Annotated in this window: 19 protein-coding genes and 1 tRNA gene; 5 read left to right on the top strand and 15 right to left on the bottom strand. The window is 73.6% G+C overall.

The window, feature by feature from the left end; genetic code table 11:
• Window positions 1-23: 23 nt before the first annotated feature.
• On the bottom strand, window positions 24-2,558 hold the full coding sequence (locus tag BD833_RS03565) for a putative bifunctional diguanylate cyclase/phosphodiesterase (protein ID WP_243737426.1): 2,535 nt from the start codon (window positions 2,556-2,558) through the stop codon (window positions 24-26).
• 693 nt (window positions 2,559-3,251) lie between these two features.
• On the opposite strand from BD833_RS03565, the gene BD833_RS03560 reads away from it, so the two are divergent.
• Window positions 3,252-3,683 carry a pilus assembly protein TadG-related protein gene (locus tag BD833_RS03560; protein WP_166531769.1) on the top strand — a complete coding sequence of 144 codons (432 nt, stop codon included), beginning with the start codon at window positions 3,252-3,254 and terminating at the stop codon, window positions 3,681-3,683.
• Window positions 3,684-3,742: 59 nt separating this feature from the next.
• On the opposite strand, the gene BD833_RS03555 is transcribed toward BD833_RS03560, so the two are convergent.
• Window positions 3,743-3,824: transfer RNA gene (locus tag BD833_RS03555), tRNA-Tyr, on the bottom strand.
• Between the two features lie 99 nt (window positions 3,825-3,923).
• Here BD833_RS03555 and BD833_RS03550 point away from each other — a divergent pair.
• Window positions 3,924-4,415, top strand: a complete 492-nt coding sequence (locus BD833_RS03550; RefSeq protein WP_166531768.1) for a YajQ family cyclic di-GMP-binding protein — start codon at window positions 3,924-3,926, stop codon at window positions 4,413-4,415.
• A gap of 47 nt (window positions 4,416-4,462) precedes the next feature.
• Here the strand turns inward: BD833_RS03550 and htpX are convergent, their stop codons facing one another.
• Entirely contained in the window at window positions 4,463-5,341 is an 879-nt protein-coding gene (gene htpX, locus BD833_RS03545; protein WP_166531767.1) for a zinc metalloprotease HtpX, read from the bottom strand.
• Between the two features lie 191 nt (window positions 5,342-5,532).
• On the opposite strand from htpX, the gene BD833_RS03540 reads away from it, so the two are divergent.
• Both BD833_RS03540 and BD833_RS03535 read left to right on the top strand, forming a co-directional pair.
• Window positions 5,533-7,506 (top strand): 2-oxoacid:acceptor oxidoreductase subunit alpha, encoded by a 1,974-nt coding sequence (locus tag BD833_RS03540; protein ID WP_166531766.1) that lies wholly within the window; start codon window positions 5,533-5,535, stop codon window positions 7,504-7,506.
• Window positions 7,503-8,597 carry a 2-oxoacid:ferredoxin oxidoreductase subunit beta gene (locus tag BD833_RS03535; protein ID WP_166531765.1) on the top strand — a complete coding sequence of 365 codons (1,095 nt, stop codon included), beginning with the start codon at window positions 7,503-7,505 and terminating at the stop codon, window positions 8,595-8,597. The genes BD833_RS03540 and BD833_RS03535 overlap by 4 nt, the downstream gene beginning before the upstream one ends.
• A gap of 72 nt (window positions 8,598-8,669) precedes the next feature.
• Here BD833_RS03535 and pdxR read toward each other — a convergent pair whose 3' ends face one another.
• Complete coding sequence (gene pdxR / locus BD833_RS03530) at window positions 8,670-10,100, bottom strand: MocR-like pyridoxine biosynthesis transcription factor PdxR (RefSeq protein ID WP_166531764.1); 1,431 nt, start codon at window positions 10,098-10,100, stop codon at window positions 8,670-8,672.
• 83 nt (window positions 10,101-10,183) lie between these two features.
• Here pdxR and BD833_RS03525 point away from each other — a divergent pair, with 83 nt between their 5' ends.
• Complete coding sequence (locus tag BD833_RS03525; protein ID WP_166531763.1) at window positions 10,184-10,870, top strand: pyridoxamine 5'-phosphate oxidase family protein; 687 nt, start codon at window positions 10,184-10,186, stop codon at window positions 10,868-10,870.
• Here the strand turns inward: BD833_RS03525 and BD833_RS03520 are convergent.
• The 11 genes from BD833_RS03520 to nuoF all read right to left on the bottom strand — a co-directional run bounded on the left by BD833_RS03520 (window position 10,854) and on the right by nuoF (window position 25,389).
• Window positions 10,854-11,984 (bottom strand): PQQ-dependent sugar dehydrogenase, encoded by a 1,131-nt coding sequence (locus tag BD833_RS03520; protein ID WP_166531762.1) that lies wholly within the window; start codon window positions 11,982-11,984, stop codon window positions 10,854-10,856. The two genes, BD833_RS03525 and BD833_RS03520, sit on opposite strands and share 17 nt — an antisense overlap.
• 64 nt (window positions 11,985-12,048) lie before the next feature.
• The gene (locus BD833_RS03515; RefSeq protein WP_243737425.1) at window positions 12,049-13,083 is read right to left on the bottom strand and encodes a polyprenyl synthetase family protein; all 1,035 of its coding nucleotides are present in this window, start codon (window positions 13,081-13,083) and stop codon (window positions 12,049-12,051) included.
• 68 nt (window positions 13,084-13,151) lie between these two features.
• Window positions 13,152-14,690: an NADH-quinone oxidoreductase subunit NuoN gene (gene nuoN, locus BD833_RS03510; protein ID WP_166531761.1), complete on the bottom strand. Its 1,539-nt coding sequence runs from the start codon at window positions 14,688-14,690 to the stop codon at window positions 13,152-13,154.
• Window positions 14,687-16,339: an NADH-quinone oxidoreductase subunit M gene (locus BD833_RS03505; protein WP_166531760.1), complete on the bottom strand. Its 1,653-nt coding sequence runs from the start codon at window positions 16,337-16,339 to the stop codon at window positions 14,687-14,689. Before BD833_RS03505 ends, nuoN begins: the two co-directional genes overlap by 4 nt.
• A gap of 85 nt (window positions 16,340-16,424) precedes the next feature.
• Entirely contained in the window at window positions 16,425-18,320 is a 1,896-nt protein-coding gene (nuoL, locus tag BD833_RS03500) for an NADH-quinone oxidoreductase subunit L (RefSeq protein ID WP_166531759.1), read from the bottom strand.
• Window positions 18,321-18,336: 16 nt separating this feature from the next.
• Window positions 18,337-18,636, bottom strand: coding sequence for an NADH-quinone oxidoreductase subunit NuoK (gene nuoK, locus BD833_RS03495; RefSeq protein WP_166531758.1), 300 nt, complete (start codon window positions 18,634-18,636; stop codon window positions 18,337-18,339).
• Complete coding sequence (locus BD833_RS03490) at window positions 18,633-19,490, bottom strand: NADH-quinone oxidoreductase subunit J (protein WP_166531757.1); 858 nt, start codon at window positions 19,488-19,490, stop codon at window positions 18,633-18,635. The genes nuoK and BD833_RS03490 overlap by 4 nt, the downstream gene beginning before the upstream one ends.
• Window positions 19,487-20,101, bottom strand: a complete 615-nt coding sequence (gene nuoI / locus BD833_RS03485) for an NADH-quinone oxidoreductase subunit NuoI (protein ID WP_208092312.1) — start codon at window positions 20,099-20,101, stop codon at window positions 19,487-19,489. Before nuoI ends, BD833_RS03490 begins: the two co-directional genes overlap by 4 nt.
• Window positions 20,094-21,581: an NADH-quinone oxidoreductase subunit NuoH gene (nuoH, locus tag BD833_RS03480; RefSeq protein WP_166531756.1), complete on the bottom strand. Its 1,488-nt coding sequence runs from the start codon at window positions 21,579-21,581 to the stop codon at window positions 20,094-20,096. The genes nuoI and nuoH overlap by 8 nt, the downstream gene beginning before the upstream one ends.
• The gene (locus BD833_RS03475) at window positions 21,578-24,064 is read right to left on the bottom strand and encodes an NADH-quinone oxidoreductase subunit G (protein ID WP_166531755.1); all 2,487 of its coding nucleotides are present in this window, start codon (window positions 24,062-24,064) and stop codon (window positions 21,578-21,580) included. Before BD833_RS03475 ends, nuoH begins: the two co-directional genes overlap by 4 nt.
• A complete protein-coding gene (nuoF, locus tag BD833_RS03470) occupies window positions 24,061-25,389 on the bottom strand; it encodes an NADH-quinone oxidoreductase subunit NuoF (protein ID WP_166531754.1) in 1,329 nt (442 codons plus the stop codon). Before nuoF ends, BD833_RS03475 begins: the two co-directional genes overlap by 4 nt.
• Between the last annotated feature and the right edge of the window lies 1 nt (window position 25,390).

Here is a 25,390-nt window from a genome sequence, read left to right as displayed (position 1 = left end):
GCCAGGGGGCCCGACGGGCTCCCTCAGGTCCGGACGAACAGCCGGCGGTGGGTGGCCCCGGGTGCGGCCGACCGCACCCCGGTGCGGGCGAGCAACCACCGCTCCAGCCGGTCCTCCGGCAGCGGACGGCTGATCAGGAACCCCTGCAGCTTGTCGCAGCCCATCGTGGCCAGCTGGTTGCGCGTCATCTCGTCCTCGACGCCCTCGGCCACCACGCACAGCCCCAGGTTGTGGGCCAGCTCGATGATCGACCGCGCGATGAACGATTCCCCCTGGCTGGTGGCCATCATGAGGACGAAGGACTTGTCGATCTTCAGCTCGTCGATCGGCAGCTGCCGCAGCTGCGACAGCGACGAGTACCCGGTGCCGAAGTCGTCCATGGACAGCCGCAGGCCGAGCGCGTGCAGGTTCTCCAGGACGGAGCTCTCGCGGACCGAGTCGTCCACGACGCTGCTCTCGGTCAGCTCCAGGACCAGCAGCTCGCCGGGCACCCGGTGCCGCTCGAGGGCCCCGCGGACCCGGGCGACGAGGTCGGGCTCGCTCAGGGAGCGGGCGGAGATGTTGACCGCGACCGACAGGGCGATGCCCTGGTCGAGCCAGCGGCGGCAGCGCGCCAGCGCCAGGTCGAGGACGTGGTCGGTCACCTCGCTGATCCGGCCGATCTGCTCGGCCAGCCCGATGACGTCCTCGGGCGGGATGCTGCCGTAGCGCGGATGGGTCCAGCGCACGAGCGTCTCCACCGAGACGATGTCGGAGGTGTGCGCGTCGATCACCGGCTGGAACACGACGCCGATCTGCCCCTCGGCCATCGCCTGCGCCAGCTCGGTGCCCAGCTGCAGCCGGCGCAGGCTCTGCTGGTCCAGCACCGGGTGGTAGCTCGCGACGCCACCGGAGCTGCCCGCGGCCAGCAGCGCGACGTCGGCCCGCTGCATCAGGCTGCCGGCGGCGGTCCCGTGCACCGGCGCGGCGGCGACGCCGATCGTCAGCGAGACCTCCAGGTCCAGGCCGGCGACCCGGACGCGGGTCGCGGCGGCCTCGCGCAGCCGCCGCGCGGCCTGCTCGGTGTCCTCGAGCGAGAGCCCCGGCAGCAGCACGGCGAACTGCTCGCGCTCCATGCGCGCGAGCAGGGCGCGCGGTGGGGCGTGCTCCCGCAGCAGGCCGGCGGTGACCAGCAGCAGCTCGTCGCTCGCCGCGTGCCCGAGGGTGTCGGTGACGTCGGCGTAGGTGCCGAGGGAGGCGAGGATCAGCCCCGCCCCGGCCGCGGCGGGCCCTGCGGCCAGGAGGGCGTCGATCTCCGCGGCGAGCCGCTGCCGGTTGGGCAGGCCGGTCAGCCGGTCGTGGTCGGCGTCGTAGCGGATCCGGGTGAGCAGCTGCTGCTGCCGGATCGCCGCGTTGACGTGGGTCAGCATCGACTCCAGGGCGCCCCGCTCGCGGCTGCCGAAGGAGACGGCGTCGCTGCGCCGGTCGCACACCTCGAGATACCCGGGCTCACCGGCTGCCGTGGTCACCGGCGCCCCGAGCACCTCGGCGACCCCGCGACGGGCGAGCGCGGCGGACTCCGCCTCGTCGGCGCGGCCGGCAGAGACGTGGACCGCCCCCGCCGAGGCGACCGCACGGCGGCGCAGCACGTCGTCGGGGTCCCCCGGGCCGTCGTACCAGGCGGCGCCGCCCTCGGTGACGACGACCAGCCGTGGCTCCTCGTCCAGGTAGGGCGGCAGCCACAGCGCGACGCGCTCGGCGTTGAGGAGTTCCTGCACCGCCTGCACGATGTGCCGGGTGCCGACCTCGTCGGGCTGCACCTGCTCGACGCGGCGGGCGAACTCGTAGACCCGCTCCAGCGACTGGCTCTCCCTGGTCACCTCGGCGAACCGGCGGTAGAGCAGGACCAGCGCCAGCGTGAGCGGCGCGAGGATGACCCAGGTCCAGAGGGTGGCCTGCAGGAGCAGCAGGATGGCCAGGCCGACGAGGACGGCGACCGGCGACACGACGACGACCGGCACGAAGAGGCTGGTCCACACCGCGCGCCCGGGATAGCCCTGGGTCAGGGAGATCGCCCCGGCGACCATGCCCGCGGCCACGGCGTTGGCCACGAAGATGGCGAGCAGGCACGACACCCACGTGACCGGTTCGCGGACGTCACCGGCGGGGAGCAGCTCCAGGACGAAGACCGCGACGGCGCTGTCGATCACGGCGACGGCGACGTTGAAGACGATCTTCGGGCGCGGGAAGTGCTGCACGGCGAGCACGACGCCCACGGCGAGCGCACGGACGACCGCCGTCCACACACCACCCACCACCAGCAGGGCGATGACGAAGGCTGCCTCGCTGGCCGAGTTGACGAAGGTGTGGCGCCGGAACTCCACGTGGACGTTGACCCACTCGGCGAGCATCGCGGCCAGCAGGACGGCGACCAGGACCCGCCAGTCGACGGCCCGCGGGGCATCGGACGCGACCGCGACGCCCGCGGGGACGGCGATGGTGAGACTCAGGAGGGAGACCGCCCAGGGGCTGCGGGCAGTACGCGAGCGACTACGCTCGTGTGCGTCCTGCTCAGCCACGTGCACGGCACACTCCCGGGTCGATGGGCGGGCGAAGGCTAGCAGCGATGTCGATCACCGCTGCTCGCTGTCCGCCTGCGCGGAAGACGCCCGTCCGCGGAGGTCGTCGGCACGTGCCCCCACGGACACGAGAAGGGGCAGCCGGCCCACCGGGCCGACCGCCCCCACGAGTGTGTTCCCCGCGTGGGGCGAGGCCGTCAGCCCTCGCTGCGGCCCCACTTCACGCCACGGCCCCACTTCACGCCGCGACCCCACTTCACTCCGCGGTTACCGGTCTCACGCTGCATGGTGCTGTTCATGGCGCCTCCCTGTGGGCATGACGAATCGGCTGTTGCGGCAGCCGTCACGCGCGGGGGCAGAGCGTCGTCAATACGGACCGCGCGTAGGACACTCCTTCCCGTCACGACTGGCGACAAGCATCGGGGTGGCGACACGCCGCCTCCGACGCCGAGTCGTGACCGCCCGCCACTCCAGGCGCACGACCGGTCACCCCCGGCCGCGGAGCGGCGCCCGCACGGACCTACGACCCTTGCGCTGGCGCCGCCACGCCGCCGCCCGTGCGCAGGCGCCCGTCCGCCGTCGTCCACAGGTCACTGCGCACACCACGGGGACGGGTGAACCGCCGTCCACCGCCGTCCACAGATCGTGTCCACAGGTGGTGGACGACCTGCCCGCCGTGCTTACCTGCCCGGCGTGCGACCGGGCCAGGACGACCGCGAGCGTGGGTCGACGCTGCCGTTCGTGCTGGTCTGCTGGCTGGTGGCCGCGCTGATGGTGTTCGGCGCCATCGCCGCCTCCGATGCGTTCCTGGAGCAGCAGGAGGTGCAGTCGGTCTGCGACAGCGCCGCGCTCGCCGCCGCGAACCAGGCCGACGAGGCCGTCGTCTACTCCCGGGGGGTGGGCACCGAGCTGCCGCTCACCCGGGCGGCCGCCCAGTCCGCCGTCGCCGACCAGCTGGCCGACGGCGGGATCCGGCTGGACAGCTGGGCGGCGGAGACCGACGGCGCCGAGGTGACCGTGCGATGCACCCGGCACGTGCCGATCGCGTTCGGCTGGCTCTTCCTCGGCGGGCAGCCGCTCGAGCGGACCGCCGTCTCCAGCGCCCGGGCGCCGACGCTGCCCTGAGCCTGCCCGGAGAGACGCGACGGCCCCCGACCTGAGGTCGGGGGCCGTCGTACCAGGTGTGGCGGGTGAAGGATTCGAACCTTCGTAGGCTAAGCCGACGGATTTACAGTCCGCTCCCATTGGCCACTCGGGCAACCCGCCGCGTGGTACCGGGAGAGAGTAACAAGACCACGGACCCACGCGTGACGGGTCCCCGGCGACGCCCCGCGCGCCGGGTCCACCGCGCAGGAGAGGACAGACATGGCCGACGCATCCTTCGACGTCGTGAGCAAGGTGGACCGCCAGGAGGTCGACAACGCCCTCAACCAGGCGGCCAAGGAGCTCTCCCAGCGCTTCGACTTCCGCGGCACCAACGCCACCATCTCCTGGGCCGGCGAGGAGGGGGTCACCCTCTCCGCCGACACCGAGGAGCGGGTCGCCGCGGCGCTCGAGGTGTTCAAGGAGAAGCTGGTCAAGCGGAACATCTCGCTGAAGGTGCTCGACGCCGGCGAGCCGCAGTCCTCGGGCAAGAGCTACAAGATCGGCGCCACGATCAAGCAGGGCATCGAGTCCGACGTGGCGAAGAAGATCGCCAAGCTGATCCGCGACGAGGGCCCCAAGGGCGTCCAGGCGCAGATCCAGGGCGACCAGCTCCGGGTCAGCGGCAAGAAGCGCGACGACCTGCAGGCGGTGCAACAGCTCCTGCGCGGGGCCGACCTCGACGTCGCCCTGCAGTTCGACAACTACCGCTGACCCGAAGGCCCCCTCGCGCGGAACCGCCCCGGCGAGGGGGTCCTTCCTCAGCGCTGGCCGAGCTCGCGGGCCATCTGCTCCAGCCGGGCGATCCGCTCGGGCATCGGCGGGTGGCTGGCGAACATCGACGCCATGCCCTGGCCCCGGAACGGGTTGGCGATCATCAGGTGGCTCTGGGTGACCAGCCGCTCCTCCTGCGGGAGGGGGCGGGCGGCGGTCCCCCGCTCGATGATCCGCAGCGCGTCGGCCAGGGCCTGCGGGTCCTGGGAGAGCTGCGCGCCCGACGCGTCGGCCTGGAACTCCCGGCTGCGGCTGACCGCCATCTGCACCAGCCCGGCGGCCAGCGGCCCCAGCAGCATGAGCAGCAGGCCGCCGATCACGTTGCCGCCGCCGCGGTCCTCGTCGGACCGGCCGCCGAACAGCGACGCGAACATCGCCATGTGCGCCAGGTAGGTGATCACGGTCGCCATGGCCGCGGCGACCGAGCTGATCAGGATGTCGCGGTTGTAGACGTGCGACAGCTCGTGGGCCAGCACCCCCCGCAGCTGGCGGCGGTCGAGCAGCTCGAGGATGCCCTGGGTGACGCAGACGGCGGCGTTGCGCGGGTTGCGGCCGGTGGCGAACGCGTTCGGCTGCCCCGTCGGGCTGACGTAGAGCCGGGGCATCGGCTGCCGGGCCTCGGTCGCCAGCTCGCGCACGATGGCGTACAGCTGCGGCGCCTGGGTCTGGGTCACCGGGAAGGCCCGCATCGACCGGAGCGCGAGCTTGTCGGAGTTGAAGTAGGCGAACCCGTTCACGCCGAGCGCGATCACGAGCGCGATGACCAGGCCGCCGCGCCCGCCGATGAGCGCGCCGGCCATGAGGATCAGCCCGCCCATGAGTCCCAGGAGGACGGCGGTCTTCAGTCCGTTGTTCCAGCGCTGCACGTCCGGTCCAACGCCCGCCCCCGGACCGCCGTTCCCGGCGCCGTCCCCGGCCCTCCCCCGGTGGAATGAGCCGGCGCGCACCGGGGTTTCCCCACTGAACGCGGTGGATCCCCGCCGCTCCAGCGTGTCCGGTTGCACAGTCCGGGCGCGGACACACGCACGTAACCTCGCCCGGTGGAGGTAGACCGCTGATGACTGGCACCAACCCGACCGTCGCGCCCGTGACCGGCGCCCCGGCCACCACGGTGCCCGGCTCGGCGCCCGGTGGGCTCGTGAAGAGCGTGGTCGAGCTCGACCGCGTCGTGATCCGGCTGGCCGGTGACTCCGGCGACGGCATGCAGCTGACCGGCAACCGGTTCACCAGCGAGACGGCGTCCTTCGGCAACGACCTGAAGACGCTGCCGAACTTCCCCGCCGAGATCCGGGCGCCGACGGGGACCCTGCCGGGGGTCAGCTCCTTCCAGCTGCAGTTCGCCGACCACGACGTCATGACCCCGGGCGACGCCCCGGACGTGCTCGTGGCGATGAACCCCGCCGCGCTGAAGGCCAACCTGGGCGAGCTGCCCGGCGGTGGGCTGCTGATCGTCGACTCCGACGAGTTCACCCCGCGCAACCTGGCGAAGGTCGGCTACGCCACCAACCCGCTGGAGGACGGCTCGCTCGAGGGGTGGCAGACCGTCAGCGTGCCGCTGACCTCGATGACCACGGATGCGCTCAAGGACTCCGGTCTCGGCAAGAAGGAGGCGGAGCGGAGCAAGAACATGTTCACCCTCGGCCTGCTCTCCTGGATGTACCACCGGCCGACCGAGGGCACGATCCGCTTCCTCGAGCGCCAGTTCCGGCGCAAGCCGGAGATCGCCGCGGCGAACATCGCCGCGTTCCGGGCCGGCTACAACTACGGCGACACCACCGAGGCCTTCACCGTCTCCTACGAGATCAAGCCGGCCCCGATGAAGCCGGGCCGCTACCGGAACATCTCCGGCAACCAGGCGCTCGCGCTCGGGCTCGTGGCCGCCGGCCGGCTCTCCGGGCTCCCGGTGTTCCTCGGGGCCTACCCGATCACCCCGGCGTCGGACATCCTGCACGAGCTGTCCCGGCACAAGTCCTTCGGCGTGCGGACCTTCCAGGCCGAGGACGAGATCGCCGGCATCGGCGCGGCCCTGGGTGCCTCGTTCGGCGGGGCGCTCGGCATCACCACCACCTCCGGGCCCGGAGTGGCGCTGAAGGGCGAGACGATCGGCCTGGCCGTCATGACCGAGCTGCCGCTGGTCATCGTGGACGTGCAGCGCGGTGGCCCCTCGACCGGCCTGCCGACGAAGACCGAGCAGAGCGACCTGCTGCAGGCGATGTTCGGCCGCAACGGCGAGGCCCCCGTGCCGGTGATCGCCCCCCGCTCCCCCGGCGACTGCTTCGCCGCCGCCGTCGAGGCGGCGCGGATCGCGCTGGCCTACCGGACGCCGGTCATGCTGCTGTCCGACGGCTACCTCGCCAACGGCGCCGAGCCGTGGGCGATCCCCGACACCGACTCGCTGCCCGACCTGCGCCCGGCGGTGGGCTTCGCCACCGAGCCCAACGGCAGCACCGCCGACGGGACGCCGGAGTTCCTCCCCTACCTGCGCGACCCGGAGACCCTGGCCCGCGCGTGGGCCATCCCGGGCACCGCGGGCATGCAGCACCGGATCGGCGGGCTGGAGAAGGCCGACAAGACCGGCAACATCTCCTACGACCCGGCCAACCACGACTTCATGACCCGCACCCGGCAGGCCAAGATCGACGGCATCGCCGCGTCGATCCCGCCCACCGACGTCGAGGACCCGGACGGGGACTCCCGCGTCGCCGTCATCGGGTGGGGCTCCACCTACGGCCCGATCGGCGCCGCCTGCCGGCGGATCCGGAGCTCCGGCCGGAAGGTCGCCCAGATCCACCTGCGGCACATCAACCCGTTCCCGGCCGACCTCGGCGAGGTCCTGGCCCGGTACGACCGGGTGATCTGCCCGGAGATGAACCTCGGGCAGCTGGCCCTGCTGCTCCGGGCGAAGTACCTGGTGGACGTCCAGAGCCACACCCAGGTGCGCGGGATGCCGTTCCGCTCCGCCGAGCTGGCCGCGGTCATCCAGGACGCCATCGACAGCACCTCCGCCTCGCTGAACGGAGCACCGCAGTGACCACCGTCGAACTCGGCATGCCGGACGCGCCGACCCCGATCGACGCCGCGATCGCCCGCTCGCTCGAGCAGCACGGTCCCAAGCAGACCGAGCTCAAGGGCAAGGACTTCAAGACCGACCAGGAAGTGCGCTGGTGCCCTGGCTGCGGTGACTACGTCATCCTCAACGCGGTCCAGAGCTTCCTGCCCAGCCTCGGCATCGCCCGCGAGGACATGGTCATCGTGTCCGGCATCGGGTGCTCCTCGCGCTTCCCGTACTACCTGAACACCTACGGGATGCACTCGATCCACGGCCGCGCCCCGGCGATCGCCACCGGCCTGGCCGCGTCCCGCCCCGACCTGTCGGTCTGGGTCGTCACCGGTGACGGCGACGCCCTCTCCATCGGCGGCAACCACCTGATCCACGCGCTCCGCCGGAACGTGAACATGACGATCCTGCTGTTCAACAACCGGATCTACGGGCTCACCAAGGGCCAGTACTCGCCCACCTCGGAGGTCGGCAAGGTCACCAAGTCCACCCCGATGGGCTCGCTTGACCACCCGTTCAACCCGGTCTCGCTGGCCATCGGCGCCGACGCCACCTTCGTGGGCCGGGCGATGGACTCCGACCGCAAGGGGCTCACCGAGGTGCTGCGGCAGGCCGCCGAGCACCAGGGCACCGCGCTGGTCGAGATCTACCAGAACTGCAACATCTTCAACGACGGGGCCTTCGACCTGCTGAAGGACCCGGCCACGGGCCCGATGTGGACCATCCCGCTCGAGCACGGCAAGCCGCTGGTGTTCGGGCCGGACGGCGCCTCGTGCGTGGTCCGCGACGAGTTCGGGGGTCTGCGGATCGCCGAGACCAACCAGGTCGACGCGAGCGAGATCGTGGTGCACGACGCCACCCGCGAGGACCCGTCCTACGCGTTCGCCCTGTCGCGGCTGTCCTCGCAGGACCTGCGCTACACCCCCATGGGCGTCTTCCGGTCGGTCCGCAAGCCGTCCTACGAGCAGATGATGGCCGAGCAGCTGCACGAGGCGCGCCTGCAGGGCGCCGGCGACCTCGGCGAGCTCCTCGCCGGTGGCGACACGTGGGAGGTCGGGGCGTAGCCGCCCGATCAGGCCGTTCCGGGCCCGTCTCCCTCCCGGGAGGCGGGCCCGTCGCCGTCGGAGGACCCCGAGTCAGGGCCGCGCCGGAACCGGCGCGGCGGGCGCCGCGTCGCCCTGCTCGCCTGATCCCCGCCCGCCGTACCGGGCCAGAACAGCGGTCAGCAGGGGCAGCACCCGGTCCAGCTCGGCCCGGGGCGGTGCGGCGAAGCCGAGCACCAGGCCCGCCCGGCGGTCCGCGCCGTCCAGGTGGTGCCGGCCCAGCCCGTCCAGGGCGATCCCCTGCCGCGCGGCGGCGACCAGCACGGCCTCCTCGGCCGGGACGTCGGGCACGGGCACCAGCACGTGGGCGCCGGCCGGGTCCCCCTCGGCGACGGACCCGGCCGCGGCCACCGCCGCCCGCACCGCCTCCCGCCGGTCCGCCAGTTCCCGGCGCAGCCGGCGGAGGTGGCGGGCCAGGTCACCGGAGGAGGCGAGCGCCGCCAGCACCCGCTGGCCGGCCCGCGGCGGCCGGGAGCCGGTCGCGGTGCGGCGGGCGAGCAGGTCCGCGCGCAGCGCCGCCGGGGCGACCAGCCAGCCGACGCCGAGCGTGGGGCTGAGGATCTTGCTCGCGGTGCCCAGGTGCACGACGACATCGGGCCCGAGCGCGCCCAGCAGGGGCAGCGGCGCGACGTCGTAGCGCAGCTCGCCGTCGTAGTCGTCCTCGAGCACCCACCACCTCCCGGCGCGCGCCCGGGCGACGAGCGCGAGCCGCCGGGCCGCCGACATCCGGCGGCCGAGCGGGTACTGGTGGGCCGGCGTGCAGTACACCGCGGCCAGGTCGGTGGGCAGGGCGTCGACCACCAGGCCGTCGTCGTCGACCGGCACGGGCACGACGGAGATCCCCGCATCGACCAGTGCGCCCACCACCCGCTGGTAGCCCGGGTCCTCGACGGCCACCCGGCTGCCCCGCGGCAGCGTGCGGACCACCTCCCCGACCGCCGCCGACGTGCCGGTGGTCGCCAGCACGTCGTCGGGGCCGGCGGGCAGGCCACGGTGCCGCAGCAGGTGCTCGGCGACCGCCGTCCGGAACGCCGGGTCCCCGGCGGCGTCCGGGTGCCCGTCGGGTGGGACGTCGCCCGCGGCACGCCAGGCCCGCCGCCAGACCGCCCGGTCCAGCACCTCCAGGCACGGCGACCCGGCCCGCAGGTCGACCAGCGCCGGCGGAGCCGCGCGGACGGTCGTCGCCGCGCTCCGGAGCACCGGGGACGAGGACGCCGCACCGAGGACGAACGTGCCCACGCCCCGCCGGCTCCCGGCCCAGCCCTCGGCGAGCAGCTGGTCGTAGGCGGCCGCGGTGACCGTCCGGCTGACCCGCAGCGCCGTCGCCAGCTCGCGGGTCGAGGGCAGCCGGTCACCGGGCCGCAGCGTGCCGGAGGCCGCACCGGCCCGGAGCGCGTCGGCGAGCTGCACCGCCAGCGGGGTGCGCGCGGCGCGGTCGAGCACGACGGGCGGGATCCCGGTCACGTGCCCCCCTCCCAGCGGTGGACTGCTGGAAAGCTAGCGGATTGGCCGTTCCGCACGGCCACCGGTCATCGCAGGATCAACGCATGGACGATCCGGCTCCCCTCTCGCCCACCGACCGCAGCACCGTGCGCCGCGGCAGCAAGCGGGCGCGCACCGACCGCGCCGACCTGCACGCCGTGCTCGACGCCGGGCTGATCGGCCACCTCGGCATCGAGCTCGGCGGGGCGCCCGTCGTGCTGCCGACCGGGTACGGCCGGCACGGCGACACCCTCTACCTGCACGGCTCCACGGGTGCCGCGACGCTCCGGGCCGCCGCCGGGGGCGCCCCGGTGTGCTTCACGGTGACCCATCTGGACGGCATCGTGTACGCGCGCTCGGCGTTCCACCACTCGGTCAACTACCGGTGCGCCGTCGTGCACGGCACGGCGCGGGTGGTGGACGACCCCGCGGAGGTGCTGCTCGGCCTCGAGGTCCTCACCGAGCACCTGGCACCCGGCTCGTGGACCGCGACCCGCCGTCCCGACCGCAAGGAGCTGGCCGCCACCGCGGTGCTCGCCCTGGACCTCACCGAGGCCAGCGTGAAGATCCGCACCGGGCCGCCCGGTGACGACGAGCGCGACGTCGAGGGCGCCGACGTGCCCGACGCGGTGTGGGCCGGCGTGCTGCCGCTGCGGACGGTCGCCGGGGAGCCGGTACCCTGCCCGCTGCTGCCGCCCGGCGTCCCGGTGCCCGCGCGGGTCGCGGACCGCGGGCTCAGCCCCGCGGGGTGATGCGCAGCAGCCGGTCGCCGTCGCCGTTGTCGGTGAGGGCGTACAGCGCGCCGTCGTCGCCCTGCTGGACCGTGCGGATGCGGCCGTAGGCGTCGTCCAGCTCCGGGACCTGGAACTGCTCGACCACGGCGCCGGCGTCGTCCAGGCGCAGGGCCAGCACGCCCTGGTCCTTGAGCAGGGCCACCAGCAGCAGCCCGTCGTAGCCCCGCCACTGCTCCCCGGTCACGAAGGTGGCGCCGCTGGTGGCCAGCGTGGGCTGCCCGGAGGACCAGACGGCCGGCACGGCGCCGGGGATCGACGGGTCGGTCATCGGCACGCTCTCGTCGTAGGAGCCGCCGCCGTCGGGGTCCCAGCCGTAGTTGGCGCCGTCGGCCAGCAGGTTGACCTCGTCGTCGCGGTCGGGGCCGTGCTCGACGGAGAACACCTGCCCGCTGCCCGGGCGCACCGCCAGCCCCTGCACGTTGCGGTGGCCGCTGGTCCAGACGGTGACCTCGCCGGTGACCGGGTCGGCGCGCAGCACCTTGCCGCCGAGGGAGCCGGGGTCCTGCGGCGCGCTCCCGGTGGCGGTGTCCCCGGTGCCGATCAGCAGCGCGCCGTCGGGAGCGAACTCCAGCCGGCAGCCGCCGTGCCGGCCGCTGCGCTCGTTGAGGGGGAGCCCGCCGACCAGCGGGTCGTCGGTCCGGGTGAGGCCGGACCAGTCGTCGGCCACGGTCCAGGCGATCACCTGGACCTCGCCGGAGGTGGCGCCCTGGCAGCTGTAGAGCCGGCGGTCGTCGGCGAACGCCGGGTCCAGCGCCAGCCCCATGAGGCCGGTCTCCCCCTCGGCGAACAGGTCGCCGAGGTCGGCCGCCACCTCGCGCACCGCGCCGTCGGGGAGCACGGCGGTGAAGCCGCCGCCGCGCTCGTCGACCAGCAGGGTGCCGTCCGGCGCCTGGACGACGTCCCACGGGTGCTCGAACCCCTCGGCGAGCACCTCGACGGCGAGCTCCGGGGCGCCCGTGGGGGTGGCCACCGGGACCGACGGCGCCGCCGCACCCGGTCCGGGCTCGCTCGCGGCGCCGGAGCAGCCGGCGGTCAGGAGGATCGCGGCCACCAGGCCGGGGAGGAGACGCACTCCCCCAGCATGACGCCGGCCGCCGCGAGCCGTGTCGAGCGGCCAGGAGCGGGCCCCGAGCACGTCAGCTGGTGCGGGTGACCACGTAGTCGCAGAGCGCCGACAGCGCGTCCCGGACGTCGCCGGCCGGCACGGCGTCCAGCCGGGAGCGGGCCCGGTCGGCGTACTCGCGCAGCACCCCGGTGGCCCGCACCAGCGACCGGGAGGACCGCAGCAGCGCCAGCGCCTCGGCGTGCTGGGCGTCGTCGGTGACCGGGGCCGCCACCAGCTCGCGCAGCCGCGCCTCGGCGGGGTCGTCCCCGGCGAGGGCGAACAGCACCGGCAGCGTGGCGATGCCCTCGCGCAGGTCGGTGCCGGGCGACTTCCCGGAGACCCCGTCCGTGCTCACGATGTCGATCAGGTCGTCGGAGATCTGGAAGGCCACCCCGACCTCCTCGCCGAACTCCGTCAGCGCGGCGACCAGGGCCGGGTCCACCCCGGCGAAGGCGGCGCCGAAGCGGGCCGAGGTCGCCACGAGCGAGCCGGTCTTGTCGGCCAGCACGTCCAGGTAGTGGGCGATCGGGTCGTCGCCGGGCTGGGCGCCGACGGTCTCCTTGATCTGGCCGGTGACCAGCCGCTCGAAGGTGCGGGCCTGGATCCGCACCGCCTCGGGGCCGAGGTCGGCGAGGATGTCCGACGCCCGCGCGAACAGCAGGTCGCCGGTCAGGATGGCGATGCTGTTGCTCCACCGGCTGTTGGCGCTGGGCGCCCCCCGGCGCACGGCGGCCTCGTCCATGACGTCGTCGTGGTACAGCGTCGCGAGGTGGGTGAGCTCGCAGACGACGGCGCCCTGCGTCACCTCGGGGGCGGCCGCGTTCCCGAGCTGGGCGGCGAGCAGGGCCAGCATCGGCCGGAACCGCTTGCCGCCCGCGGCCATCAGGTGCCCGGCCGCCTCGCGCACGAACGGGTGCTCGCTGCCGACGGCGACGGCGAGCGCGGACTCGACCGTGGCCAGCCCGTCGGCCAGCGCCTCCCCGAGGTCGCCCTCGGGGAGCCAGGGGCCGATCGTCGACGCCGGGGTGGAGATCCGGTGCCAGGTGTCGGCCACGGTGTCAGCCACAGCGTCTGCCCCAGCCTCGGGCGCGGCCGCGGTGGGAGTGCCGTCGACTGCGGCACGGGCTCCGGTCATCAACCGACGAAGATAGCCGCCCGCCCGGCCAGGTCGAGCACCGCCCCGGGCAGGATGCCCAGCGCCAGCGTGGCGGTCGCGGTCACGGCCAGCACGATGGTGGTGGGCAGGCCGGGCACGCCGACGGTCGGCCCGTCGGCGACCGGGTCGGAGAAGTACATGAGCACGATGACCCGCAGGTAGAAGAACGCCGCGACCGCGCTGGCCAGGAGCGCCACGACGGCCAGCGGCCAGGCGCCCTGCTCGATGGCCGCCCGGAAGACGGCGAACTTCCCGGTGAACCCGGCGGTGAGCGGGATGCCGGCCAGCGCGAGCAGGAACAGGCTCATCACCGCGGCGGTGAGCGGCGACCGGGCACCGAGGCCCGCCCACTGGGAGAGGTGCCCCGCCTCGCCGTCCCCGTCGCGGACCAGCGTGAGGACGGCGAAGGCGCCGAGCGTGGTGAGCCCGTAGGTGACCAGGTAGAACATCGTGGCCGCCAGGCCCGAGCCGTCGCCGCCGGCCCCGAAGCCGATGACCCCGGTGAGCAGGAAGCCGGCGTGGGCCACCGAGGAGTAGGCGAGCATCCGCTTGAGGTCGGTCTGGGTGAGCCCCAGCACGGCGCCCACGATCATCGAGATGATCGCCGCGGCGTAGATCAGCGGCCGCCAGGTCCACTCCGCGGCGCCGAACGCCACGTACAGCAGCCGCAGGATCGCGCCGAACGCGGCGACCTTGGTGCAGGCGGCCATGAACGCGGTGACCGGGGTGGGGGCGCCCTGGTAGACGTCGGGGGTCCAGGAGTGGAACGGCGCGACGCTGGCCTTGAACAGCAGGCCGACGACCAGCAGGCCCAGCCCGAGGACCATCAGCACGCCGCCGGACTCGGCGGTGACCGCCTCGCGGATGTCGCGCAGCCGGACGCTGCCGGTGGCGCCGTAGACCAGCGCCAGCCCGTAGAGGAAGAACGCCGAGGCGAAGGCGCCGAGGAGGAAGTACTTGACCGCCGCCTCCTGCGACAGCAGCCGGCGCCGCCGGGCCATGCCGCTGATCAGGTACAGCGGGAGGCTCAGCACCTCGAGGGCGACGAACATGACCAGCAGGTCGTTGGCGGCGACGAACAGCAGCATCCCGCCGATCGCGAAGAGGGCGAGCGGGTAGACCTCGGTCTGCACCCGCTGCGTGGTGACCAGCTCCCGGTCGCGCGGGCTGCCGGCGGGCACGGCGGCGCTCACCACGAACGCCGACCGCGCCGGGTCCAGCGACCGCTCGGCGAAGAGCAGGATCGACAGCGCACCCAGGCCGGCGATCGTCGCCTGGAGGAAGAGCGTGGGGCCGTCGACGGCCAGCGCCCCTCCCGCGGTGACCTCGCGCGTGCCGGCCAGGAGGAGCGTGGCCACGAAGGCCCCGACGGTGCCGGTCAGCGCCAGGCCCACCTGGACCGGGTGCCGGACGTCGCGCGGCGCGAAGGCCTCCACGAGGACGCCGATGCAGGCGGCACCGAGGACGAGCAGCAGCGGGGACAGCGCCGCGAACGAGAAGTCAGGCGCGTCGATCATCGGTCGGTCCCTCCGGGGGCACCCAGGTCGTCGACGGTGGCCACGACGGCCGGTTCGATCAGGTCCAGCAGCGGCTGCGGGTAGACCCCGAGGCCGATGATCAGCGCGATCAGCGGCGCGACGACGGCGAGCTCGCGCCGGCTCAGGTCGGCGAACCGGACGCCGCCGCGCGCCGGGGCCGGCGCGGTCACGGTGGCGGTGGCGGCCGAGGCGCCGCCCCGGGCCGGGTGGGTGCCCTGGGCCGGCTCGGTGCTCCGGGCCGGCTCGGTGCCCGGGGTCGGGTCGCCGCCGTGCACGTCGGCGAGCAGCATCCCGCGGGGCGGCCCGTGCATCGTCCGCTGGTACATCAGCAGCACGTAGAGGGCGGCCAGGATGATGCCCGCGGTCGCCAGCACCGTGAAGACCGGGCGGGTGGGGAACGAGCCGATCAGCACGAGGAACTCGCTGACGAAGCTGTTGGTGCCCGGCAGCGCCAGCGAGGCGAGCCCGGCGACGAGGAAGGCGCCGGCCAGCTTCGGGGCCTGCGCCGCGACGCCGCCGTAGTCGCCGATCTGCCGGGACCCGCCCCGGCTGATCAGCATGCCCACCACGAGGAACAGCAGGCCGGTCGCGATGCCGTGGTTGACCATGTACAGCACCGCGCCGGTGGCGGCCTCGGTCGTGAAGGCGAAGATGCCGAGCGCGATGAAGCCGAAGTGCGAGATCGAGGTGTAGGACACCAGCCGCTTCATGTCGCTCTGGCCCATGGCCAGCAGCGCGGCGTAGAGGATGCCGACGACCGCAAGGACGAGCACGAACGGCGCGAAGTAGCGGGACGCGTCGGGGAACAGCGGCAGGCAGTAGCGCAGGAAGCCGAAGGTGCCCACCTTGTCCAGCACCCCGACGAGCAGCACCGCGCCGCCGATCGGCGCCTCGGCACCGGAGTCGGGCAGCCAGGTGTGGAAGGGCACCAGCGGGGCCTTGATGGCGAAGGCGACGAAGAAGCCGAGGAACAGCAGCTTCTGGACGTCGGGGTCGATCTCCAGCTGCCGGAGCGCGTCGAAGGCGAAGGTGCCCTCCCCCAGCTGGCTGGTGCTCACCACGTACAGCCCGATCACCGAGGCGAGCATCACCAGCCCGCCGACCAGGCTGTAGACGAAGAACTTGACCGCCGCGTACTGGCGCCGCGGCCCGCCGAAGCTGCCGATGAGGAAGTACATCGGGACGAGCATCGCCTCGAAGAAGACGTAGAACAGCAGGATGTCCGTGGCGGCGAAGACGCCGACCATCATCGCCTCGAGCAGCAGCAGCCAGGCGAAGAAGACCCGGGCCGGCCGGGGCCCCGCGTCCGCCTCGTGCCAGGACGCGGCCACCACGAGCGGCACCAGCACGCCGATCAGCAGCAGCATGACCAGGGCGATGCCGTCGACGCCGAGCGCGAAGTCGGCGCCGAAGTCGGGGATCCAGGCCACCGAGGTGGTCAGCTGGAACCGGTCGCCGTCGGGATCGAAGGCCATTGTCGAGAGGACGGCGAGCAGCAGCACGACGAGGCTGACGCCGAGCGCCACCTGCTTGGCCAGCAGGCCGCGCTCCTTCGGCAGCGCGGCGACCGCCGCGGCCCCGATCGCGGGCACCGCGATCATCGCCACCAGGTAGAGGGACGCGCTCACGGTCGGGGCACCACCGTCTCGGGGGTCGGGAGGATCGCGGAGGTCGCGGGGAGGGGAGCCGTCGGGCTGCGAGGAACGGTCGCGGTCATCCGGCCGTCACCGCCAGCAGCGCACCGGCCACCATCACCACGCCGCCGAGCATCCCCAGGGCGTAGGTGCGGACGAAGCCGGTCTGGGCGCGGCCCAGCCGGGAGGAGGAGCCGCCCAGCCCGGCGGCCAGGCCGTTGACCGCGCCGTCGACGCCGCGGTTGTCGAACCAGACCAGCGCACGGGTCAGCCACTGGCCCGGGCGCATGAACAGCGACTCGTTCACCGTGTCGGCGTAGAGCGCGTTCCGGGCCGCCCGGGTGACCGGGGAGACCCGCACCGGCGCGGTCACCGGCACCTCCCGGCGGCCGACGAACAGCCAGGCCGTCAGCACGCCGAGCACCATCACCACGGTGACGACCAGGCCGACCAGCGCCGGGGCCACCACGTGCGCGGCCTCCGCCGGCTCGCCGAACACCGGCGCCAGCCAGTCGGCCAGCGGGAACACCGACACCAGCAGCGCGCCGGCCGCGACCGAGCCGACGGCCAGCACGATCATCGGCGCGGTCATCACGGTCGGCGCCTCGTGCGGGTGGACGCCGTCGTCCCACCGGGGCCGGCCGAAGAAGGTCATCAGCATCAGCCGGGTCATGTAGAAGGCGGTCAGCCCCGCGCCGAGGACGGCGACCCCGCCGAGCACCCAGCCCCAGACGTCACCGCGGTCCAGCGCCGCCTCGATGATCGCGTCCTTGGTGAAGTAGCCCGACAGGAAGGGGAAGCCGATCAGCGCCAGGTAGCCCAGGCCGAACGTCACGAAGGTGATCGGCAGCTTCTTCGCCAGGCCGCCGAAGCGGCGCATGTCCACCGAGTCGTCCATCGCGTGCATGACCGACCCGGCGCCGAGGAAGAGCCCGGCCTTGAAGAAGCCGTGGGCGAGCAGGTGCGCGAGGCCGGCGACGTAGCCGGCCGGGCCGAGGCCGACAGCCAGGAACATGTAGCCGATCTGGCTGACCGTCGAGTACGCCAGCACCTTCTTGATGTCGTCGAACGCGCAGCCGGCGATGGCGCCGATCAGCAGGGTCACCGCGCCGACGGCCAGGATCACCGCGCGGGCGGTGGGCGTCAGGTCGTAGATCGGGGCGGACCGGGCGATGAGGTAGACGCCCGCGGTGACCATGGTCGCGGCGTGGATGAGGGCCGAGACGGGGGTCGGGCCCTCCATCGCGTCCGGCAGCCACGCCTGCAGCGGGAACTGGCCGGACTTGCCGCACGCGCCGAGCAGGAGCAGCAGCCCGATGGCGGTGATCGTCCCGCCGGCCAGGGTGCCGACCGACCCGAAGACGCCGGCGTAGGACGTCGTCCCGAGCTGGGCGAACATCACGAAGATCGCGAGCGCCAGGCCGACGTCGCCGATCCGGTTCATGATGAAGGCCTTCTTGGCCGCCGTGGCCGCCGCCGGGCGGGTGTACCAGAAGGCGATGAGCAGGTAGGACGCCAGGCCCACGCCCTCCCAGCCCACGTAGAGGGCCACGAAGCTGTTGCCGAGGACCAGCAGCAGCATCGCCGCGACGAAGAGGTTCAGGTAGGCGAAGAACCGCCGCCGCGCCGGGTCGTGGGCCATGTAGCCGATCGAGAAGACGTGGATCAGCGAGCCCACGCCGGTGATCAGCAGCACGAACACCGCCGACAGCGGGTCGTAGAGCAGGCCGGCGGTCACGTCCAGCTCGCCGGTGGCGATGAAGGTGAACAGCTCCACGTCGGCGGCGCGGCCGTCGAGACCGGCCAGCTGCACGGTGCACGCCACGGCGAGGAGGAAGGCGGCCACCACGGTCGCCGTCCCCAGGAGATGACCCCAGCGGTCGGTGCGCCGGCCACCCAGCAGCAGCACCGCGGCGCCGGCCAGCGGCAGCGCGATCAGCAGCCAGGAGGCGGCCAGGAGCCCTTCAGCAGGCACTGCAACCCCGTCCCGGTCAGTACTTCAGGAGATTGGCGTCGTCGACCGAGGCGGACCGTCGGGTCCGGTAGATCGACATGATGATGGCGAGCCCGACGACCACCTCGGCGGCGGCGACGACCATGACGAACAGCGCGATGATCTGGCCGTCGACGGTGCCGGTGGACCGGGCGAAGGTGATCAGCGTCAGGTTCACCGCGTTGAGCATCAGCTCGATGCACATGAAGACGACGATCGCGTTGCGCCGCACCAGGACGCCGACCGCGCCGATGGTGAAGAGGATCGCCGCCAGCACCAGGTAGTAGGACAGGTTCACCGGTGCTCCCCTCCCGTCCGGCCGCCCGGGGTGTCGCTGAGCGTGGGATCGAGGGACCCCAGCGCGGCGTCCGGGGAGCCGAGCTGCTCCCGGCCGGTCGGCCGGGGCATCTGCTCCACCTGCTCCGGCTCGATGCCGGTGGCGAAGCTGTCCTCGGCGAGGCGGCCGTCGGGCAGCAGCGCCGGTGCGGCCACGGAGGTGGCGCGGGCGTGCACGCCGGGCCCGGGCAGCGTCTGCGGGCGGTCGGTGAGGAAGCGGGCGCGGGACAGCTCCTTCTGCGTCTGCCGGCTGCCCGGTTCGCGCTCCACGTGGGTGAGCAGCAGGGCGCCCACCGCGGCCACGATGAGCAGCGCGCCGGTGACCTCGAAGGCCAGCAGGTAGCGGGTGTAGAGCAGCCCGGCGACCGCCTCCACGTTGCCGGACGAGGGGCCGCCCACCCCGCCCTGCACCTGCTCGAGGCCCAGCACCGGCAGGTCCTGGGTGGCGCGGGCGATGCCGGCGCCGACCAGCGCGGCGAAGCCGGCGCCCAGCGCGAGCGCCGCCACCCGCTGGCCGCGGAGCGTCTCGACCACGGAGTCCGAGGAGTCGCGGCCGACCAGCATCAGCACGAAGAGGAACAGGATCATGATCGCGCCGGTGTAGACGATCACCTGCACGGCGCCGAGGAAGGGCGCCTCCTGCACGACGTAGAAGACGCCGAGGGACAGCATCGTCAGCACCAGCCACAGCGCGGAGTGCACCGCGTTGCGGCTGAGCACCATGCCCAGCGCCCCGGCCAGGGCCACCGGGCCGAGGATCCAGAAGATGACGGCCTCGCCGGTGCCGATGACCACGCCGGCGGTCTCCGGCGTCACGGGCGGGGCTCCGGCTCGCGCACGTAGTAGTCCTTCTCGTCGTCGCCGAGCCGCATCGGGTGCGGCGTGGCCTCCATGCCGGGCAGCAGCGGGGCCATGAGCTGCTCCTTGGTGTAGATCAGGTCCTGCCGGTTGTCGTCGGCCAGCTCGAAGTCGTTGCTCATCGTCAGCGACCGCGTGGGGCAGGCCTCGATGCACAGCCCGCAGAAGATGCAGCGCAGGTAGTTGATCTGGTAGACCGCGCCGTACCGCTCACCGGGCGAGAACCGGGCGTCCTCGGTGTTGTCGCCGCCCTCCACGTAGATGGCGTCGGCCGGGCAGGCCCAGGCGCACAGCTCGCAGCCGACGCACTTCTCCAGGCCGTCGGGGTGCCGGTTGAGCACGTGCCGGCCGTGGTACCGCGGCTTGGTCACCTTCGGCTCGAAGGGGTACTGCTCGGTGGTCACCGTCCGGAACATCTGGGCGAAGGTGACGCCGAAGCCCTGGACGGCGGCGGGCAGCAGCCCGTCGCGGACCGCCTTGCGGTTCCGGCCGCCCCCGGGAGAGCGCTCGAGCTCCCCCGAGGTGCGCCGCACCAGGTCCTGCTCGCCGGGCTTGTTCTGCTCAGACATCGCCGTCCTCCTGGGACGTGCTCGTGGCGCCGCGCCGGCCGGTGCCGACGACCGCGCCGGGCACCGGTTCACCGGCGGTGCTCACCGGCTCCCGCCGCAGCCGCGGCGACGGCGGCACCCTCAGGTCCATCGGCGGGACCGGGAAGCCGCCCTCGGCCCGGATCGGGCCGCCGGCCGGCCGGCGGCGGGCGCCGGCCGGGGGCAGGACCTCGGGCTCGGTGCTGGTCGGGTGGTTGGAGCCGGCGGCCGCCTCGGCCGCGGCCTGCCGGGTGTCGCTCTGCCCGGCGCGGCCGGCGAGCCAGAGCCCGACCAGCAGGACCAGCGCGATGGGCAGCCCCACGAAGACCGCGACCTCTCCGGCGGTGAGGTCGGTCTCGCGGGAGACCGTCCGCATCGTGGCGACGACGAGGATCCACACCAGCGAGACCGGGACCAGCACCTTCCAGCCGAACCGCATGAACTGGTCGTACCGGAGCCGGGGCAGCGTGCCGCGCAGCCAGATGAAGACGAACAGCGCGGCGACGACCTTGAGGAAGAACCACAGCAGCGGCCACCAGCCGCTGTTGGCGCCGTCCCAGATCGAGAGCGGCCACGGCGCCCGCCAGCCACCGAGGAACAGCGTCGCGGCCAGCGCCGAGACGGTGACCATGTTGATGTACTCGGCCAGGAAGAACAGCGCGAACTTCAGCGACGAGTACTCGGTGTGGAACCCGCCGACCAGCTCGCTCTCGGCCTCCGGCAGGTCGAACGGCGCCCGGTTGGTCTCCCCGACGACGGCGATCGCGTAGATGATGAAGGAGACCGGGAGCAGCACGACGTACCAGCTGGGCCCGGTGAACTCCCAGCCGAAGAACGACAGCTCCGACCCGTCGGCCTGGGCGGCGACGATCCCCGACGTGGACATCGTCCCGGCGTAGAGGAACACCGCGACCAGCGACAGGCCCATCGCGATCTCGTAGCTGATCATCTGGGCGGCGCTGCGCAGGCTGCCCAGCAGCGGGTACGTCGACCCGGAGGCCCAGCCGCCGAGCACGATGCCGTAGATGCCCATGGCCGACATCGCCAGGATGATCAGCACGCCGATCGGGGCATCGGTGAGCTGGAGCGGCGTCCGCTCGCCGAAGATGCTCACGACCGGGCCCATCGGGATGACCGAGAAGGCGACGAACGCCGGGATGGTGGCGATCACCGGGGCCAGGAAGTAGACCGGCTTGTCGGCGAGCGCCGGAATGATGTCTTCCTTGAACGCCAGCTTCAGCCCGTCGGCGAGGCTCTGCAGGTAGCCGCGCGGGCCGACCCGGTTGGGCCCGATCCGCTGCTGCATCCGCGCGACGACCTTGCGCTCGAACACGATCGCGAACAGCGTCATCAGCACGAGCACCGCGAAGACGCCGACGACCTTGATCAGGACGATCCACCAGACGTCGTTGCCGAAGTCCGCCAGCGTGGGCTGGTCGGCCTCCAGGGCCCAGACGGTCATCGCACGCCCTCCACACCCGAGCGGGCCAGCCGCACGACGCTCCCGGGTCCGGCGCCCAGCGCCGTCCGGATCTCGCTGCCGGGCGAGCGCATCGGCAGCCACACCACCTGGTCGGGCATCGGGGTGATCCGCACCGGCAGGGTGACCGAGCCGGTGGACCCGCTCACGGTGAGCCGGTCGCCGTCGGCGAGCCCCAGCCGGGCGGCGGCCTCGGCGCCGAGGCGGGCCACCGGGCGCCGCGCGGTGCCGGCGAGCTCGGGCTCGTCCCGCTGCAGCGTGCCGACGTCCAGCAGCTGGCGCCACGACGCGAGGACGGCCTCGTCCTCGCGCAGCACCGGCGCCGCCGGCGGCGCGACGGCCGGCGCCGGCCCCTCGGCGGCGGACCGGCGAGCGCCCAGGGCCGCGAGGGCGGCGCGGGCGACCTCGGGGGTGGGCAGCCGCAGGTCGACGTCCAGCTCATCGGCCAGGCCCTGCAGCACCCGCCCGTCGGGCAGCCGCCCGGTGCCGTGCAGGGTGGCGTCGAAGGACCGCAGCCGGCCCTCCCAGTCGAGGTAGCTGCCGGCCTTCTCCGAGGCGGCGGCCACCGGCAGGACCACGTCGGCGCGCTCGGTCACCTCGCTCGGGAACATCTCCAGGCTGACGACGAACGCCGCGGCGTCCAGCGCCGCCAGCGCCAGCGCGGGGTCGGGCAGGTCGGCCGGGTCGACGCCGCCGACCAGGAGCCCGGGCAGCCGCCCGGCGCGGGCGGCGGTCAGGATCGCGGTGACGTCGCGGCCGGGCGCGGCGGGCACCGCCGCCGGGTCGATGCCCCACAGCGCGGCCACCTCGGCCCGGGCCGCGGGGTCGTCGACGGCGCGGCCACCGGGCAGCAGGGTCGGCAGCGCGCCGGCCTCCAGCGCCCCGCGCTCGCCGGCGCGGCGCGGCACCCAGGCCAGCCGGGCGCCGGTGGCGCGGGCGAGCTCGAGCAGCGCCGTGAACGCGCCGGGCACCTCGGCCAGCCGCTCGCCCGCGAGGACGACGGCGCCGGGCCGGCGCAGCGCCTCGACGGCGGGGCCACCCCAGCTGCCCTCGGCGAGGGCGGCGAGCGAGCGGGCCTCGGCGCCGGGGACCGTGGTGAGCACGGTGGCCTGCAGCTTCTCGGCCGCGCGGGTGGCGAAGGGCGCCAGGTCGAACACCGCGAGGCCGCCGGTGCGCACCGCCCGGCGCAGCCGCAGGAACAGGATCGGCGACTCCTCCTCCGGCTCCAGACCGGCGAGCAGGACCGCCGGGGCGGAGCCGACGTCCTCGTAGGTGACGGCGCCGGTGGCCGGGCCGGTGCCCGCGACCGTCGTCGCCAGGAAGGCCAGCTCCTCCGCCGAGTGGGCGCGGGCGCGGGCGTCGACGTCGTTGGTGCCCAGGGCGACCCGGGCGAAGGCGGCCCAGGCGTAGGCGTCCTCCAGGGTGAGCCGGCCACCGGGGAGCACGCCCACGCCGCCCTCGGCCCGCGCCTGCCGCAGGCCGGCGGCGGCCGCGGCCCAGGCCTCCGGCCAGGACGCGGGGTGCAGCAGGCCGTCGGCCCCCCGCACCATCGGGGTGGTCAGCCGCTCGTTGGAGGTGGCGTAGCGGAACGCGTAGCGGCCCTTGTCGCAGGTCCACTCCTCGTTGACCGCCGGGTCGTCCCCCGCCAGCCGCCGGGTGACCTTGCCCCGCCGGTAGTCGGTGCGCATCGAGCAGCCCGACGCGCAGTGCTCGCAGACGCTGTCCTCGCTGCGCAGGTCGAACGGCCGGGCGCGGAACCGGTACTGCGCGCTGGTGAGCGCACCGACCGGGCAGATCTGGGTGGTGTTGCCGGAGAAGTAGGACTCGAAGGGCTCGTCCTCGTAGATCGCCACCTGCTCCAGCGCGCCGCGCTCGAACAGCTCGATGAACGGGTCGCCGGCGACCTGCTGGGAGAACCGGGTGCAGCGCGCGCAGAGGACGCACCGCTCCCGGTCGAGCAGGATCTCGCTGCTGATCGGCAGCGGCTTGGGGTAGGTGCGCTTCTCGTCGACGAACCGGCTCTCGGTGCGGCCGTTGCTCATCGCCTGGTTCTGCAGCGGGCACTCGCCGCCCTTGTCGCAGACCGGGCAGTCCAGCGGGTGGTTGATGAGCAGCAGCTCCATCGTGCCCTGCTGCGCCTTGTCGGCGACCGGGCTGGACAGCTGGGTCTGCACCACCATGCCCTCGGTCACCGGCATGGTGCAGGAGGCCACCGGCTTGCGCTGCCCCTCGACCTCGACCAGGCACTGGCGGCAGGCGCCGACCGGCTCGAGCAGCGGGTGGTCGCAGAACCGCGGGATCTGGACGCCGATCTGCTCCGCGGCGCGGATGATCAGCGTCCCCTTGGGGACGGCGACGTCGAAGCCGTCGATCGTGCAGCGGACGGCGTCCGGCGGGGTGTGCGGGCCGGGGGCGCCAGGGGGCACCGCGGCGGCGGGGGGCGGGTTGGTGGGCGTGAGCGTCATGACGCGGCTCCGACCGGCTCGAGGCGGAGGGAGCGGCCGAGCCGGGCCTGCTCCTCGGGCGGCAGCAGGGCGACGTAGTCGTCCCTGAAGTACTTCAGCGAGCTGGTGATGCAGCTGGTGGCGCCGTCACCGAGGGCGCAGAACGAGCGGCCCAGGATGTTGTCGCAGGTGTCGACGAGGATGTCGAGGTCCTGTGCGGTGCCCCGGCCGTGCGCGATCCGTTCGAGGACCTGCACCAGCCAGTAGGTGCCCTCGCGGCAGGGCGTGCACTTGCCGCAGCTCTCGTGGGCGTAGAACTCGGTGAACCGCAGGGTGGCCTCGACGATCGAGTCGGTCTCGTCGAACACCATCAGCGCCGTCGTGCCGAGCATGGAGCCCGCCGCGGCGACCGAGTCGAAGTCCAGCGGGACGTCGAGGTGCTCGGCGGTGAAGTACGGCGTCGAGGAGCCCCCCGGCGTCCAGAACTTGAGCTCGTGGCCGGGACGGACCCCGCCGGCCATCTCCAGCAGCTCGCGCATCGTCGTGCCCATCGGGGCCTCGTACTGCCCCGGGCGGACGACGCGGCCCGACAGCGAGTAGATCTTCGGGCCGGGCGACTTCTCAGGGCCGAACGCCTTGAACCACTCGGCCCCGCCGCGGACCACGAACGGCACGCTGGCCAGGGTCTCCACGTTGTTGATCACCGTCGGAGCGCCGTAGAGGCCGGCGACGGCGGGGAACGGCGGCTTGAGCCGGGGCTGGCCGCGGTAGCCCTCCAGCGAGTCCAGCAGCGCCGTCTCCTCGCCGCAGATGTAGGCGCCGGCGCCCGCGTGCACGATCAGCTCCAGGTCGTAGCCCGAGCCCAGGATGTCCGTGCCGAGGTAACCCGCGGCGTAGGCCTCCCCCACGGCGTTGAGCAGCCGCCGGTGGGCGTGCACCGCCTCACCGCGCACGTAGATCACGGCCAGCTTCGACCGGATGGCGTAGGAGGAGATGATCACGCCCTCGATCAGCGAGTGCGGGTCGGCCATCATCAGCGGCAGGTCCTTGCAGGTGCCCGGCTCGCCCTCGTCGGCGTTGACCACGAGGTACTTCGGCATCGCCGCCGGGCCGGTGGGCTCCTCCCCCGGCTTCGGCTGCGGGATGAAGCTCCACTTCATGCCGGTGGGGAAGCCGGCGCCGCCACGGCCGCGGAGGCCGGAGTCCTTGACGAGGGTGACCAGCTCGTCGGGCTGCATGGACAGCGCGGTCCGCAGGGCTGCGTAGCCCTCCATGGACTCGTAGGTGGACAGCCGCCACGACTGGTCGGCGCCCCAGCGGGTGGTGAGGACGGGGGTGAGTGGCATG

Origin of the sequence: Blastococcus xanthinilyticus, assembly GCF_008124835.1 — a bacterium.
Taxonomy (GTDB): domain Bacteria; phylum Actinomycetota; class Actinomycetes; order Mycobacteriales; family Geodermatophilaceae; genus Blastococcus; species Blastococcus xanthinilyticus.
This window is presented reverse-complemented; position numbering and strand designations above follow the sequence as displayed.